This is a genomic window from Rhodococcus opacus (assembly GCF_012396235.1).
GTDB lineage: Bacteria > Actinomycetota > Actinomycetes > Mycobacteriales > Mycobacteriaceae > Rhodococcus_F > Rhodococcus_F opacus.
The window spans coordinates 1-15,720 of record NZ_JAAXPA010000044.1 but is presented as its reverse complement, the minus strand read 5'-3'; the positions used below and the strand labels follow the sequence as shown (position 1 = coordinate 15,720).

Annotated in this window: 12 protein-coding genes; 7 read left to right on the top strand and 5 right to left on the bottom strand. The window is 69.5% G+C overall.

The genetic code is table 11. The features are described 5' to 3' along the window. Positions 1-24 precede the first annotated feature (24 nt). Both HGB39_RS35610 and msrB read left to right on the top strand, forming a co-directional pair. Positions 25-1,365, top strand: coding sequence for a glycosyltransferase family 87 protein (locus HGB39_RS35610; RefSeq protein ID WP_005565718.1), 1,341 nt, complete (start codon positions 25-27; stop codon positions 1,363-1,365). A gap of 58 nt (positions 1,366-1,423) precedes the next feature. Beyond that, positions 1,424-1,861, top strand: a complete 438-nt coding sequence (gene msrB, locus HGB39_RS35605; RefSeq protein WP_005264000.1) for a peptide-methionine (R)-S-oxide reductase MsrB — start codon at positions 1,424-1,426, stop codon at positions 1,859-1,861. Here msrB and HGB39_RS35600 read toward each other — a convergent pair. From HGB39_RS35600 to hemE, 4 genes are read right to left on the bottom strand one after another with little or no spacing between them, the layout of a single operon-like run. Further along, positions 1,821-4,169: a molybdopterin-dependent oxidoreductase gene (locus tag HGB39_RS35600; protein WP_005565720.1), complete on the bottom strand. Its 2,349-nt coding sequence runs from the start codon at positions 4,167-4,169 to the stop codon at positions 1,821-1,823. The two genes, msrB and HGB39_RS35600, sit on opposite strands and share 41 nt — an antisense overlap. Positions 4,170-4,184: 15 nt before the next feature. Then, positions 4,185-4,880, bottom strand: coding sequence for a hydrogen peroxide-dependent heme synthase (gene hemQ, locus HGB39_RS35595; protein ID WP_005565724.1), 696 nt, complete (start codon positions 4,878-4,880; stop codon positions 4,185-4,187). 4 nt (positions 4,881-4,884) lie between these two features. Next, entirely contained in the window at positions 4,885-6,246 is a 1,362-nt protein-coding gene (locus tag HGB39_RS35590; RefSeq protein WP_120659211.1) for a protoporphyrinogen oxidase, read from the bottom strand. Further along, positions 6,243-7,310, bottom strand: coding sequence for a uroporphyrinogen decarboxylase (gene hemE, locus HGB39_RS35585; RefSeq protein ID WP_005263993.1), 1,068 nt, complete (start codon positions 7,308-7,310; stop codon positions 6,243-6,245). Before hemE ends, HGB39_RS35590 begins: the two co-directional genes overlap by 4 nt. Positions 7,311-7,471: 161 nt before the next feature. On the opposite strand from hemE, the gene HGB39_RS35580 reads away from it, so the two are divergent. After that, entirely contained in the window at positions 7,472-8,065 is a 594-nt protein-coding gene (locus HGB39_RS35580; protein ID WP_005263992.1) for a DUF3000 domain-containing protein, read from the top strand. Here the strand turns inward: HGB39_RS35580 and HGB39_RS35575 are convergent, their stop codons facing one another. Continuing rightward, positions 8,066-9,316 (bottom strand): alpha/beta hydrolase, encoded by a 1,251-nt coding sequence (locus HGB39_RS35575; RefSeq protein ID WP_064080146.1) that lies wholly within the window; start codon positions 9,314-9,316, stop codon positions 8,066-8,068. A gap of 165 nt (positions 9,317-9,481) precedes the next feature. Between HGB39_RS35575 and HGB39_RS35570 the strand changes: the two genes are divergently transcribed. From HGB39_RS35570 to HGB39_RS35555, 4 genes are all read left to right on the top strand, one after another. Then, entirely contained in the window at positions 9,482-10,876 is a 1,395-nt protein-coding gene (locus HGB39_RS35570; protein WP_005564006.1) for a WS/DGAT/MGAT family O-acyltransferase, read from the top strand. Between the two features lie 49 nt (positions 10,877-10,925). Further along, on the top strand, positions 10,926-12,215 hold the full coding sequence (locus HGB39_RS35565) for a ribonuclease D (RefSeq protein WP_064080145.1): 1,290 nt from the start codon (positions 10,926-10,928) through the stop codon (positions 12,213-12,215). 149 nt (positions 12,216-12,364) lie between these two features. Then, positions 12,365-13,573 (top strand): thiolase family protein, encoded by a 1,209-nt coding sequence (locus HGB39_RS35560; protein WP_005240909.1) that lies wholly within the window; start codon positions 12,365-12,367, stop codon positions 13,571-13,573. Beyond that, entirely contained in the window at positions 13,574-15,682 is a 2,109-nt protein-coding gene (locus tag HGB39_RS35555) for a 3-hydroxyacyl-CoA dehydrogenase NAD-binding domain-containing protein (RefSeq protein ID WP_054248963.1), read from the top strand. It begins immediately after the preceding gene. The last annotated feature ends 38 nt before the right edge of the window (positions 15,683-15,720 follow it).

The window sequence follows — 15,720 nt, the reverse complement described above, 5'->3', positions numbered from 1 at the left end:
CCGCCCGACACCCACAGGGGGTGCGTGACCGCACGTCAGAGCTTCTCGGTGTACCGTGCCGTGGTGTTCCTTCGACAACTCGAACCGCGCACCGGGCGGACTGCCAACGAGGTCATCAACTTCGCGCTGTGGCCGATCGCCGTCATGACAGTGCTGCATCGAGTGGTCGTCAAGGCGGTCAACGGGTACATCACCGACGACTTCCGCCCGGTCTACAACGCTGCGCTGGCCTTCCTCAACGGGCGGCCCGTCTACACCGCCAACTTCAACTGGGTCGATCCGCATTACCTGTATCCGCCGTCCGGCACGCTGCTGATGGCGCCGATCGCGGTGATCGACCCCGAGAAGTCCCGGTGGTTGTTCATCATCGCCAACGCGATCGCCATCGTGATCGCGTTGTACCTGCTCCTGCGGCTGTTCGGCCTGGGATTGAACTCCATCGCGGCCCCGATCCTGCTGCTCGCCACGTTCTCCTCCGAGACCGTCACCAACACCCTCGTCTTCACCAACATCAACGGCCTGGTCCTGCTCGGCGAGATCGCGTTCCTCGTGTTGCTGATGAAGCGCAAGGACATGTGGTCCGGTGTCGCCATCGGACTGACGTTCGCGGTGAAACCGATCCTCGCCCCACTCCTGCTGCTGCCTCTGGTGCGCGGCCAGTGGAAGGTGTTCGTCACCGCGATCGGCATCCCACTGATCCTCACCGCCGTCGCGTGGCCGCTGTCCGCTGACCCGATGGACTTCGTGCGCCACACGGTGCCGTATCTGATGGAGTCGCGCGACTACTTCAACAGCGCGATCGTCGGCAACGGCAAGTACTACGGCCTCCCCACCGCCCTGATCTGGGCCCTGCGCGGTGTCTTCACCGCCATCGTGCTCAGCTCCCTGTGGCTGCTCTACCGCTACTACCGCCACGACGAGCTGTTCTTCGTCGTCACCACGTCGGGGGTTCTGCTGACGGCGTCGTGGCTGCTCGGCTCGCTGGGCCAGATGTACTACTCGATGATGCTGTTCCCGCTCCTGATGTCCGTGGTGCTGAAGAATTCGGTGATGCGGAACTGGCCGGCGTGGCTGGCCGTGTACGGGTTCATGAGTTACGACAGCTGGCTGTCGAGCCGGTTCATCGAGGCCGGCCGGACCGCCGAGTACATGAAGACCACGCTGGGGTGGAGCCTGATGCTGCTCGTGGTCTTCGGTGTGCTGACCGTCCGCTACGTCTCGGCGCGGCGCGAGGGGCGACTCGACCGGGGCATCGACCCGGCGTTCCTCCTCGAACCGCACGAGAAGGCCGCCCCCGACATCTCGCCGCGGGAACCGGAACCGGACGAGCAGCCGCAGGTCGAGTCGGCCACCGCCAAAACGTAGGCCCCGTCACGCGCCGGGCGTCGCGGCCGGAATCGGCGAAACGTATTAGCGTGGAGCCATGAGTTCGCAGCAGCAGGATCCCACGCAATCCGCCCCGAAGGTTGCTCTCTCCGACAGCGAGTGGCGCGAGAAACTGACTCCCGAGGAGTACGCGGTGCTGCGCCAGGCCGGTACCGAGCGCCCCTTCGTCGGCGAGTACACCGACACGAAGACGGAAGGCGTCTACCACTGCCGGGCCTGTGGCGCCGAGCTGTTCCGCAGCACGGAGAAGTTCGAATCGCACTGCGGGTGGCCGTCGTTCTTCGATCCGGCCGACTCGGACGCCGTCGTCCTCCGCGAGGACACGTCGCTGGGTATGCGTCGCGTCGAGGTGGTGTGCGGGACGTGCCACAGCCACCTGGGCCACGTCTTCGAGGGCGAGGGCTACCCGACCCCCACCGATCAGCGGTACTGCATCAATTCGATCTCGCTGACCCTGGAACCGACCGGCGAATGATCGTCGGTGGATCGAACGCCCGGATCGGCGGTAGCTCGCCCTCGTAGCGTTCGATCTCGACGAGCACGTGCTGGCCCGTGCAGCCGTGGGCGAGTGACGACGTGCCCACGTCCGGGGTCAGCACGTTGGGGTTCCCGTGCACGCAGAGGGAATCCGGGTCGGTGGCGTCGAGAGGGTCGTACCACGCTCCCGTCGACAGCTGGACCACACCGCGGCGGACGCCGTCGTCCACCACCACACCGGCGAGGCAGGCGCCGCGGTCGTTGAACACGCGGACGATGTCGCCGGCGGTGAGTCTGCGGTCGGTGGCGTCGTCCGGATGGATTCGCAGCGGTTCGCGGCCCCGGATTTTCGACTTCTGGCTGGTGCCGCCGTGGTCGAGTTGGCTGTGCAGGCGGGTGCGCGGCTGGTTGGCGATCAGATGCAGAGGGAACTGCCGTGCCCGGCGGCCGCCCAGCCATTCCTCGGGCTCGTACCAGCGTGGGTGCCCGGCGCAGTCGTCGTAGCCGAATCCGTCGATGTCGGCGGAGAAGATCTCGATCCGCCCGCTCGGGGTCGCGAGGGGGAATTTCACCGGATCGGCCCGGAAGTCGCCGAACAGGATCAGGTCGTCCTCGGTCCGCATCCGCACATGGCCCTGCGTCCAGAAGTCGCCGAAACTCGGGGCGGCACCGCCGTCCGCGCGGACGAAGTCCCGCCACTGCCCGTACAGATGCTCGAGCCACTGCTCGGACGAGCGGCCCTCGGTGAACTTCTCCCCGACACCCAGTTTCCGGGCGACCGCGGCGAACGTGTCGTAGTCGTCCTGCGCGTCGGCGTACGGCCCGACGGCGGCGTGCATGGCGACGAGCAACGGGTCGTTGCGGGTGCAACTGAGGTCGGCCCGCTCGAGCGACGTGGTGGACGGGACGACGATGTCCGCGTGCCGGGCCATCGGCGTCCAGTAGGGGTCGTGGACCACGATCGTGTCGGGACGGGCCAGCGCCCGGCGCAGACGGGGAATGTCCTGATGGTGGTGGAACGGGTTGCCGCCCGCCCAGTACAGCATCCTGATGTCCGGGAACGTCAGCCGCTGACCGTCGTAGTCGAACGGTGCGCCCGGGTTCAGGAGCATGTCCGAGATCGCGGCCACGGGGATGAAGTCGCGGACGGGGTTCAGCCCCTGGGGAAGCGTGGGCAGCGGGTACGGGACGGGGGCGAGCCCGGGCTCGTTCATGGAGCCGTAGCCGTGGCCGAAACCACCACCGGGAAGGCCGATCTGGCCGAGCATAGCGGCGAGGGTGACCCCCATCCACGGGGCCTGCTCACCGTGCCGGACCCGCTGCAGCGACCACGTGACGGTCACCATCGTCCTGCCCGCCGCCATCCGCCGGGCGAGGGCCACCAGGTCCGCGGCGGCGATGCCGGAGATCTGCTCGGCCCACGCGGGCGACTTCGGCACGCCGTCGGAACGCCCGAGGAGGTAGTCCTCGAAGCGGTCGTAGCCGACGCAGTGGCTGCCCAGGAATGCCGTGTCGTGCAGGTCTTCCGTCGCGAGGACGTACGCGAGGGCGAGCATGATCGCGACATCGGTGCCGGGCACCGGGGCGTGCCGTTCGGCGGCGCCGTGCACGTCGTCGCGCAGCGGACTGAACGACACGACGGACCCGCCGCGCCGCCGGAGGTCGTCGAGTGCGTCGCGGGTGGGGTGGTCGCTGGTCCCGCCGTGATTGACGCCGGTGTTCTTGAGGGGGACGCCGCCGAAGCACACCATGAGATCGGTGTGCTCGGCGATGATCTTCCAGGACGTGGAGCGGGCGAACATCTTCCAGTGGGTGCCCACCACCCGGGGCATGATGACGCCCGTCGCGCCCAGCGAGTAGCTGTGCACCGAACGGGTGTAGCCACCGAGGGTGTTCAGGAACCGGTGGACCTGACTCTGGGCGTGGTGGAACCGTCCCGCACTGGCCCAGCCGTACGAACCGCCGTAGATCGCGCTGTTGCCGTGCGTGTCGACGACCCTGCGCAGTTCGTTCGCGAGCCGCTGGGTCAGCTCTTCCCAGTCGACCGACACGAACTCGTCGGACCCTCGGGAACTGTCGGGTCCCGGGCCGTTCTCGAGCCACCCGCGGCGCACCACCGGGCCGGTGATCCGCGCCTTGCTGCGGACCGACCCGGCGATGTTGCCCAGCACCGGTGACGGGTGCGCGTCACCGGTGTACGGGTGGGCGGCGACGACGTCTCCGTCGGCGACCTCGGCCTCGAACATGCCCCAGTGCGACATGTGCTGGTAGCGGGGCGCGGTGCGAGCCCCGTCGGCGTCATTCATCGGTGCTGCGTCAGATCACGGCAGAGCGGCGATCAGCTTCTCCACATCCACCCGCGGGCCGGTGAAGAACGGCACCTCCTCGCGGACGTGCAGACGGGCCTCGGTGGCGCGCAGGTCGCGCATGAGGTCGACGATGCGGTACAGCTCCGGCGCCTCGAACGCGAGAATCCACTCGTAGTCACCGAGCGCGAACGAGGGCACGGTGTTGGCGCGGACGTCCTTGTACGTGCGGGCCGCCATGCCGTGGTCGGCGAGCATCTTGCGCCGCTCGTCGTCGGGGAGCAGGTACCACTCGTAGGACCGGACGAACGGGTACACGCAGATGTAGTTGCCCGGGTCCTCACCGGCCAGGAACGCCGGAATGTGGCTCTTGTTGAACTCGGCGGGACGGTGGCACGCGACGTTGCTCCACACCGGCTTGCTCGCGCGGCCCAGGGCGGTGGTGCGGCGGAAGTCGGCGTAGGTGGCCTGGAGGGCTTCGATGCTCGCCGAGTGCGTCCAGATCATGAAGTCGGCGTCGGCACGCAGGCCGGCCACGTCGTAGAGCCCGCGCACCACGACGCCCTTGTCGGCCTGACCTTCGAAGAAGATCCGCGCCTCCTTGATCACAGCTTCCCGGTCGTCCCCGAGTACACCGGGTTCCACCTGGAACACCGAGAACATGAGGTAGCGGATTTCAGAGTTCAATGCGTCGAAGTCGAGGCGTGCCATGGGTCTATCGTGCCACTCGCCCCGCGAGCCGTGTAGCCGCCGTCGTCGCAGCGGCCACGCACGCGGGAACACCCACCCCGTGCAGCAGCGCCCCGGACACCTCCACACCGTCCAGACCTGCGACTTCCTGCTCGATCACCGCCACCCGCCCCAGATGACCGGGACCGTACTGCGGCAGGCCGCCGTGCCAGCGCTGGACGTGCACCGCGACGGGTTCCGCGGACACCCCGGTGACGGTCGCGAGGTCCCGCCGGGCCGCGGCGATCAGCTCGTCGTCGGGTGCGTCGACGACGGCGGCGTCGCCGAACCGCCCGAACGACGCCCGCACGAGGGTCACCTCCCGCTCGGCGAGGTGCGGCCACTTGCGACTCGACAGGGTGAATGCCTTCGCGCCGAGCGCGGCGTCGGTGGCGACGAGGATTCCGGAGTTCTGCGGGAGGTCGACCCGGACCGGCAGCGCCAGCGCGACGACCGCCGACGAAGCCAGCGGGATGTCCGCGGCGGCCGCCGACGCGCGGGGGGCGATGCCGGCGAGCAGGTCGGCGAGCTGCGGGGCGGGCACGGCGAGCACGACCCCGTCGACGGCGCCCACCGGGTCCGCCGACCAACCGTCGCCGTCCCGGGCGAGTGTCCGGATCCGCTCGTGCACGATCTCCGCCGACGCGGCCTCCGTCAGGGCACGCAGCAGGACACCGTAGCCGTCGCGCAGCGCCCCGAACACCGGCCCGGGGGTCGGGGCGGGGAGGGCGTCTGCCACCGCCGCGGACAGGCTCGTGGCGCCGCGGTCGAGCGCCGCCGCGAGTGCGGGGAGCGCGGCGCGGACGCCGATCGTGTCCGCCAGACCCGAATAGACCCCGCCGAGTAGCGGATCCACCGACCGCTGGACCACCTGCGTGCCGAACCGGTCGCCGACCAGTGCACCGACGGCGATGTCCGCGCCCGGTGTCCAGTCGAGGGGCACCGTCCGCTCCCCCGCCACCCGCGCGAGTGTCCGGTCGTCGACGAGACCGCGCAGACTGTTCTCGTCCGCGGGTATCCCCATGAGGGTGCCGGCCGGCAGCGGGTGCAGCGCGTCCTCGGACCAGATGAGCGGCCGCAGACCCGCCGGATGCACCAGTTGGTCGGAGAGGCCGAGTTCGCCGAGCAGGGCGGGCAGTTCCGGGCGCCGCGCGATGAAGGCTTCCGCCCCGACGTCGACGGGTTCCCCCGCCAGGTCCACCGTGCGCAGCTTGCCGCCGAGCCGCTCCGCGCCGTCGGCGAGGACGATCCGGGCCTCGGGGCCGAGCCGTTGCCGCAGGCGGTACGCGGCAACGAGCCCGGAGATGCCGCCGCCGACGACGAGAACGTTCGGCGACGACCCGGTCACAGTGAGTGCACCAGCTCGACCAGCGCGGTCAGCGCGCCCGGGTCGGTGTCGGGCAGGACGCCGTGCCCGAGGTTGAAGATGTGTCCCGTGGCGCCGGCGGCGAGGGCGGCATCCGCTTCCGCGGTGATGCGGCGAACCTGCTTCTCGACGGCCGCCGGTCCCGCGAACAGCACCGCGGGGTCGAGGTTGCCCTGGAGCGCCTTGCCTGGGCCGACCCGGCGCGCCGCCACGTCCAGGGGGATGCGCCAGTCGACGCCCACCACATCGGCGCCGGCTTCGCCCATCGCGCCGAGCAGTTCACCGGTTCCGACACCGAAGTGGATGCGCGGCACCTTCGCGCTCTCCACCTCGGCGAACACCCGCTCGGAGTGGGGCAGCACGAACTCCCGGTATTCGGCGAGGGACAGCGCGCCGGCCCACGAGTCGAACAGCTGGATCGCGTCGACGCCGGCGCGCAACTGGGTCTGCAGGAAGGTGATGGTGGTGTCGGCCAGGGTGCCGAGCAGCGCGTGCCACGTCCGGGGGTCGGAGTGCATCAGCGCCTTCGTGCGCTCGTGATTGCGGCTCGGACCGCCCTCGACCAGGTACGAGGCGAGGGTGAACGGGGCTCCGGCGAAGCCGATCAGCGGCGTCGAGCCGAGTTCCGCGGTGAGCAGCTGCACTGCCTGGGCGACGGCGCCGACTTCCTCGGGTACGAGACGGGGCAGGGCGGCGACGTCCGCGATCGACCGGACCGGGTTCGCGACGACGGGACCGGTGCCGGCGACGATGTCGAGATCGATGCCGGCGGCCTTGAGCGGCACCACGATGTCGGAGAACAGGATCGCGGCGTCGACGCCGTGCCTGCGCACGGGCTGCATGGTGATCTCGCAGACGAGTGCCGGATCGAAGCACGACTCGAGCATCCCGATCCCCGACCGGATCTCGCGGTACTCGGGAAGCGAGCGACCGGCCTGCCGCATGAACCACACCGGGCGACGGCCGGGGGTACGGCCTTCCGCGGCCGCCAGGAGGGGTGCGTCGGGGAGCACCCGTCTCGCGGCGTATGTCGCCCGTTCGCTCATGCCTGCATTGGTGCTTTCCAACCCGCTCATCGGTCCTCGCGCTCTCTGCCTGCTCGAATTTCGGCAGCTCTCATGCTGCCATGCCGGGACTCCGCCGCCGATCGGCCCTGCTCGGCGCGCCTCCGACGAGATGTGTGGGTCCGGGTCTAACGTCCCGAGCTGTGACGACTTCGGGATCGCCCGCCGAACCGGCCGAGTTCCGCGCCGCGGTCGAAGCGATGAATTCCGCGCAGGTTCGCGCGGACATCGAGCTGGGCCCCATCCGGCCCCCGCAACGGCTGGCGCCGTACAGCTACGCCGTCGGCGCAGAGGTCGTGCACGAGGACACCGGGGTCGTCGCCGAACAGAGCGAGGGTGACGCGTTCGGCAGATTGATCCTCCTGTTCGACCCGGAGGGCGACGAGGCCTGGAACGGCACGATGCGCCTGGTCGCTTACATTCAGGCCGATCTCGACGCCGCCGTGGCGTCCGACCCCCTGCTTCCCGAGGTGGCGTGGAGCTGGCTCGTCGACGCACTCGAGTCGCGCCACGAACCGCTCAACGCGCTCGGCGGGACGGTGACCGCGACGACGTCGGTGCGATACGGCGACATCGCCGGTCCCCCGCATGCGCATCAGCTGGAACTGCGTGCGTCGTGGACGGCGACGTCGGTCGAACTGGCCACGCACGTCGAGGCGTTCTGCGAGGTCCTGGCGTATGCGGCCGGTCTGCCGCCCGCCGGGGTGTCGCAGCTGCGGACGCTGGGCGGCGAGTAGTCAGGCCGATTCGGTGCCCGCCGCGGGCACGTCGGTGGTGGCGCTGCGCGACCATTCCAGGAATCGCCCGACCGCCTGTGTGACGGAGATGCTGCGGATCGAGGGAAACACGTCGAACGCGTGCTGCGCGCCCTTCAGTTCCGCGTAGACGACGGGGTTGTCGGACACCTGCCGGAGTTCGTCGGCGAAGATCCGCGCCTCGGCGACGGGAATGAGCGAATCGCTCGTTCCGTGGATCACGAAGAACGGCGGTGCGTCCGCCCGCAGGTGAGCGAGCGGCGACGCGGCCCGGTAGTCGTCGGGGAACGTGGCCTGCTTGCCGAGCACCATCGGCATCAGTCCGGAGTGCACGCGCTGGAGGACGGCCTTGATGCCGGTGTCGCCGGCGAAGTCGTAGACGCCGTAGTACGGGACACACGCCTGGACCGACGTGTCGACGTCCTCGAACCCCGGCTGCAGGTGGCTGTGGTTCGCGGTGAGTCCCACCATGGCGGCGAGGTGGCCACCCGCGGAACCACCTGTGACGGCGATGAAGTCGGGGTTGCCGCCGTACTCCTCGACGTGCTCCCGGAGCCAGGCCAGGGCCTGCTTGATCGCGATCAGGTGTTCGGGCCACTTCGCCTTCGGCGACAGCGGGTAGTTGACGGCCGCGCACACCCAACCCCGCGAGGCCATCTCGAGCATGAGCGGCAGACCTTGTTGATCCTTGTTCCCGATCACCCATCCCCCGCCGTGGATCTGCAGGAGGACCGGGCTCTTCGACGGCAGGTCGTGCCGGTGGTAGATGTCGAGGCGGGCGCGGCGCCCGCCCGGCGCGTACGCGAGGTTGCGGACCCGGGTGACCGCCTCGTTCCGCATCCAGAACGGGTTCAGGAGTTGCCGCCACACGGGTCGCCCCGAATGTTCGATGGCGCTGTCGCGGTCGGTGTAGTTCTCACCGAGCGCTTCGACGAGCGCGGATTCGGCTTCTGCTCCGGCTCCCCGGCCGGCGGCGATCACGGCCGCGAGCCCGGCGGCGGAGGCCGCGGCCAGCGCGAGGCCGATGCGGTCGCTTCGGGTCCGTGTTCCGTGACGCGCGGCGTGCTGGGCAGCGTCGGCAGCGGTCACGGCGAGGAGGTGCGGCGCGAGTTCGGTGGTGAGCCACCCCGAGAAGAACGCGACCACCGAGGTGGGCGCACCGGGCAGGGGACGCAGGGCGTTGGCGGCGAGTGCGGCGCCGACGGCCTGCCGGAGAACGAAGCCTCGGGTCATACCTCCAACCGTAGAACATGTTCTAATCGATCGGTTGCCCACCCGGCCCGCGGGCGCCGGGTCGAGAACGAGGCGGCGTGCCGCCTCCCGGGGTGGGGCATGCGCCGACCTCGCAGTTCCACGATTCGATGGACCACATTTTAGAACGTGTTCTAGTATCGGATCATGCAGCGACTCAGCGGTCTCGACGCGTCCTTCCTCTATCTCGAAACGTCGACGCAACTCCTCCACGTCTGCGGAGTCATCATCCTCGACGTCTCGACGGTTCCGGGCGGCTACACGTTCGCCCAGCTCAAGGCGGAGCTCGGCGCGCGCACCGAGGCGATTCCCTCGTTCCGGCGCAAGCTGCAGGACTCGAAATTCAACCTCGACCACCCCGTGTGGGTCGAGGACACCGACTTCGACATCGACCGGCACTGCCATCGTGTCGCACTCCCCGCTCCCGGCGGCCGCGACGAGCTGGCCGAGCTGTGCGGCGACATCGCAGGCATTCCCCTCGACCGCGCCCGGCCGCTGTGGGAGATGTGGGTGATCGAGGGCCTCGAGGACGGTTCCGTCGCCGTGATGTCGAAGATGCACCACGCCGGGGTCGACGGCATCACCGGCGCCAACATGATGGCCCAGCTGTGCGGACTCGAACCGGACGCACCACGCCCAGACCCCAACGACTCCGCCGAGAGCGCGGGGCAGGCGAGCACACTCGACATCGCCGTCGGCGGGCTGCTCGCGGTCGCGTCCCGGCCCGCAAAACTGCTGAGGATCGTCCCGCAGAGCCTGACTCTGCTACCCCGCTGGATCGGCCGGGCCCGCCGCGGCGAGGCGATGCCCGCACCGTTCACCGCGCCGCGCACGTCCCTGAACGGCACGTTGACCAGTCACCGCAATCTCGCGTTCACCCAGCTCGACCTCGAGAAGGTCAAGACGGTCAAGGACGCGTTCGACGTCAAGGTCAACGACGTGGTGCTCGCGCTGTGCTCGGGCGCGCTGCGGAAGTACCTGCAGCACCGCCGGGAGCTGCCCGACAAGTCGCTGGTCGCCATCGTCCCGGTGTCGGTCCATGGAAAGTCTGACCGGCCGGGCACCAACCAGGTGTCGGGCATGTTCACCGAGCTCGGCACCCAGATCGAGGATCCGGCCGAACGCCTGCTCGCGATCGGCGAGCACAACTCGACCTCGAAGGAACACAACGAGACCCTCGGCGCGAGCCTGCTGCAGGACTGGTCCCAGTTCGCCGGGCAGGCCGTGTTCGGCACCGCCATGCGCCTCTACTCGACCCTCGGCCTGGCGGAGCGGCATCCGGTGGTCCACAACCTGGTCATCTCCAACGTGCCCGGACCGTCGGTCCCGCTGTACTTCCTGGGCGCCCTGATCAAGGCGATGTATCCGCTGGGACCGATCTTCCACGGCGCGGGACTCAACGTGACGGTGATGTCGCTGAACGGTCAGCTCGACGTCGGCCTGATGAGCTGCCCGGAACTGGCACCCCACCTCTGGGACCTCGTCGACGCGTTTCCCGCGGCGTTGGACGAGCTCGTCGAGGCAGCGGGGAAACGGTCGTGAACCCGCCGGTGCGCTGCGGGAATCCCGAAGCGACGTAGAGTCAGCTGTCATGTCCGAAGTCACCGACGACGCCTCGTCACCCGGCCCCGCCGAAGAGTCCGGCCGGCAGATCGTTCCCCTGCTCGCACCCCGGGACGGCGTGCCCGACGTCGTGACCACGGCGGAGGGTGTCGCGAAGGCCGCGGCCGCACTGAGCGAGGGCACCGGGCCGCTGGCGGTCGACGCCGAGCGGGCGTCCGGCTTCCGCTATTCGGCGCGGGCGTATCTCGTGCAGCTGCGCCGGGAGGGTGCGGGGACGGTGCTCCTCGACCCGATCCCCACCGCCGCCGATCTCGCCCCGCTGGCGGAGGTGATCAATCCGCTGGAGTGGATCCTGCACTCCGCCGACCAGGATCTGCCGGGGCTCGCCGAGATCGGCCTGGCGCCGGCGACACTGTTCGACACCGAACTGGCGGGGCGCCTCGCCGGGTTCGAACGGGTCGGTCTCGCCGCGATCGTCGAGCGGACGCTGGGCCTCGAACTCCGAAAGGGCCACGGCGCCGCCGACTGGTCGAAGCGGCCGCTGCCCGATTCCTGGCTGAACTACGCAGCCCTCGACGTCGAGGTTCTGGTCGAGTTGCGGAACGTGATGGCCGCGGAACTCGACGAGCAGGGCAAGAGCGAGTGGGCAGCACAGGAGTTCGAGCACATCCGGCTCGCGGGGCCACCGAAGCCCAAGGCCGACCGCTGGCGGCGGACATCGCACATCACGTCGCTGAAGACGCAGCGTCAACTCGCCGCGGCACGGTCCCTGTGGCAGGCCCGCGAGGACCTCGCCCGCAAACGCGACGTCTCCCCCAGCCGGGTCCTGCCGGATTCGGCGATCATCGACGCCGCGACGAAGGACCCCCGGGGTATCGAAGCGCTCCGGGCGCTGCCGGTGTTCGGCGGTCCCCGCCAGCGGCGGCACTCCCGGATCTGGCTGCAGGCGCTCGAGGATGCCCGGGCACTGCCGGACACCGAGCTTCCTCCGAAGACCCCGCCGTTCACGGGACCGCCGCCGGCGAGCCGGTGGGCGCGGCACGACCCCGAGGCCGCCGAGCGGCTGACGGCGGCCCGCGCCGCGCTGGCCGACCTCTCCGCGGAGGTGTCGGTGCCGGTGGAGAACCTGGTGACCCCGGAACTCGTCCGCAGGTTGTGCTGGGACTGGACGGACCCTGAGGACGGCGAAGTCGAGGCGGCGATCGACCGGGTGCTCGGCGAGGGCGGGGCCCGCCCCTGGCAGCGGATGCTGACCGTGCCCGCGCTGGCGAGCGCACTGCTCTCCGCCGCCGAGCGGAAGGGCTCCGGCGGCGACTGACCGACAGCACCGACACGCGGGGTGAGCGCGTGAATTCCCGATGAGGCACCCATTAAGTTACCCGCGAGTAACGGTAGGGGTACGCTGGTCTGGAGGCCGGACGCCTGGCCGTGATCCGGAACCAAACTGCTCCATCAGGAGGAATTCGCGTGGCTCCATCCACCACAACTCAACGCAACGTCGTGTTCGTCGACGGCATCCGCACTCCGTTCGGCAAGGCCGGCCCCAAGGGCATCTACGCGGAGACCCGCGCGGACGACCTCGTCGTCAAGACCATCCGCGAGCTGCTTCGCCGTAATCCGCAGCTCGACCCCGCGCGCATCGACGAGGTCGCCATCGCCGCGACCACACAGACGGGCGATCAGGGTCTCACCATCGGCCGCACCTCCGCGATCCTGGCCGGGCTTCCCGAGACCGTCCCCGGTTTCGCCATCGACCGCATGTGCGCCGGTGCCATGACGTCCGTCACCACCACCGCGTCGGGCATCGGCTTCGGCCAGTACGACGTGGTGATCGCCGGCGGCGTCGAGCACATGGGCCGCCACCCGATGGGCGAGGGCGCAGACCCGAACCCCCGGTTTCTCGCCGATCGCCTCGTCGATCCCAGCGCGCTCGTCATGGGCAACACGGCCGAGAACCTGCACGACCGGTTCCCGACCATCACCAAGGACCGCACCGACGCGTACGCCGTCGCGAGCCAGAACAAGTACGAGGCCGCCCGCAAGGCCGGCTTCATCGCCGACACCCTCGTGCCCGTCGCCACCCGCTCCGCCGCGGGCTGGGGTCTGGCCACCGAGGACGAGCCGCCGCGTCCGGGCACCACACTCGAGGACCTCGGCAAGCTGAAGACGCCGTTCCGTCCCGCGGGCCGGATCACCGCGGGTAACGCCGCCGGTCTGAACGACGGCGCGACCGCCGCTCTCCTCGCCGGTGAGGACACCGCGCTCGAACTCGGACTGCCGATCGGCATGCGCATGGTCGGATTCGCGTTCCAGGGCGTCGACCCCGCCGTCATGGGCATCGGTCCGGTGCCGGCCACCGAGAAGCTGCTTGCCCGCACCGGCCTGAAGATCGAGGACATCGGTCTGTTCGAGATCAACGAGGCCTTCGCCGTTCAGGTCCTCGCGTTCCTCGAGCACTACGGCATCGCCGACGACGATCCGCGAGTCAACCAGTGGGGCGGCGCCATCGCGTGCGGCCACCCCCTCGCGTCGTCCGGTGTCCGCCTGATGACCCAGCTGTCCCGCCAATTCGCCCAGCGCCCCGACGTCCGCTACGGCCTGACCACCATGTGCATCGGTCTGGGCATGGGCGGAACCGTGATCTGGGAGAACCCGAACTTCGATGGAGCCAAGTAGATGACCGACATTGCAACGGCATTCGCCGACGAGGTCGTGACCAACGCGTACACCAAGATCGTCGCCGTACCCGGCATCGAGGGCCCGGTCGCGCTGATCACCCTCGACAACGGTTTCGACCACACCAAGCCGTCGTCGTTCGGCCCGGGCGGCCTGAAGGCCCTCGACGCCGCACTGGACGAGGCGTTCGCCGCCCATCCCGTCGCGATCGCAATCACCGGCAAGCCCTTCATCTTCGCCGCCGGCGCGGACCTCAAGGGTGTTCCGAGCATCACGAACCGTGACCAGGCGCTCGAACTCGGCCGGCTCGGGCACACGGTGTTCCGCCGGCTGCGCGAATCGTCCGTGCCGACGTTCGCGTTCGTGAACGGCGTCGCACTCGGCGGCGGGCTCGAGGTCGCGCTGCACAGCCACTACCGCACCGTATCCGAGAGCGCGGGCGCCCTGGGTCTGCCCGAGACGTTCCTCGGACTGGTGCCGGGCTGGGGCGGAACGCAGTTGCTGCCCAACCTCATCGGCCCCTCGAACGCCGTCACCGTCGTCCTCGAGAACGCGCTGAACCAGAACAAGACGCTCAACCCGAAGAAGGCCCTCGAACTCGGCGTCGTCGACGCAGTGTTCGGTTCGGCCGACTTCCTCGAGCAGTCGTTCGCCTGGGCCGCGCAGGTCCTGGCCGGCGAGATCACCCCCGCGCGTCCCGAGATCGACCGGGGCAAGGGCTGGGACGACGCGATCGCCCGCGCGAAGGCCGTCGTCGAGGGCAAGACCAAGAACAACGCCCCCGGACCGGTCAAGGCCGTCGAACTCCTCGAGCTGGCCCGGACCACCGATCTCACCGATCCTACGTCGCTCGACAAGGGCTTCGCCGCCGAGGACGAGGCGCTCGCCGACCTGCTGCTCGCCGACGAGCTCCGCGCCGGTCTGTACGCGTTCGACCTGGTGAACAAGCGTGCCAAGCGTCCCGCCGGTGCACCGGACAAGTCCCTCGCCCGCAAGGTCACCGGTGTCGGCATCGTCGGTGCCGGTCTGATGGCCAGCCAGCTCGCGATGCTGTTCGTCCGTCAGCTCAAGGTGCCGGTGATCCTCACCGACATCGACCAGGAGCGCATCGACAAGGGTGTCGGCTACGTCCACGGCGAGATCGACAAGCTCCAGGGCAAGGGCCGGTTGTCGCCGGACGCAGCGAACCGCCTCAAGGGTCTCGTGTCCGGCTCGCTGGACAAGGCCGCGTTCGCGAAGACCGACTTCGTGATCGAGGCCGTGTTCGAGAACCTCGATCTGAAGAAGAAGATCTTCGCGGAACTCGAGGAGCACATCGCCCCCGAGACCATCCTGGCGACGAACACGTCCTCGCTGTCGATCACCAAGATGGCCGCGGACCTGAAGCACCCCGAGCGGGTGGTCGGCTTCCACTTCTTCAACCCGGTCGCCGTGCTGCCCCTGCTCGAGGTCATCAAGGGCGAGAAGACCGACGACGCCACGCTGGCAACGGCATTCGCCACCGCCAGGGCGCTCAAGAAGTCGGCCGTCGGTTCCGCCGACCTGCCCGGGTTCGTCTTCAACCGGCTCCTGATCCGCACCCTCGGTGAGGTCATGAACGCGGTCGACGAGGGGACCCCGTTCGAGGTGGCCGACAACGCCATCGCCGAACTCGGCATGCCGATGACCCCGTTCACCCTGCTGGCCCTCGTCGGGCCGGCGGTCGCGCTGCACACCGGTGAGACCCTCGCCGAGGCGTACCCCGAGCGCTTCCACAACTCCCCCGGACTCGAGGCGCTGGTCGAGGCCAAGAAGTCGGCGGTGTGGAGCTACGGCGCCGACGGCAAGCAGGTCGTCGACCCCGAGGTCGCCGAACTGTGGAAGCAGGGCGACAAGGCGTCCACGTCCGAAGAGGTTCTGGATCGCACACGTCGCGCGTTCGCCGAAGAGATCCAGATCATGCTGGACGAGGGTGTCGTCGCCGCGGCCGAGGACATCGACCTCTGCCTGATCCTGGGCGGCGGGTTCGGTTTCTGGAACGGTGGCATCACGCCGTACCTGGACCGCACCGGCACGTCCGAGGCCGTCAACGGCAAGCGGTTCCTGGCGCCGGGCGTCGCGAGCGTCTGACCCCACGTGAGTGGCGTCGTGTGCCCCGGCACACGACG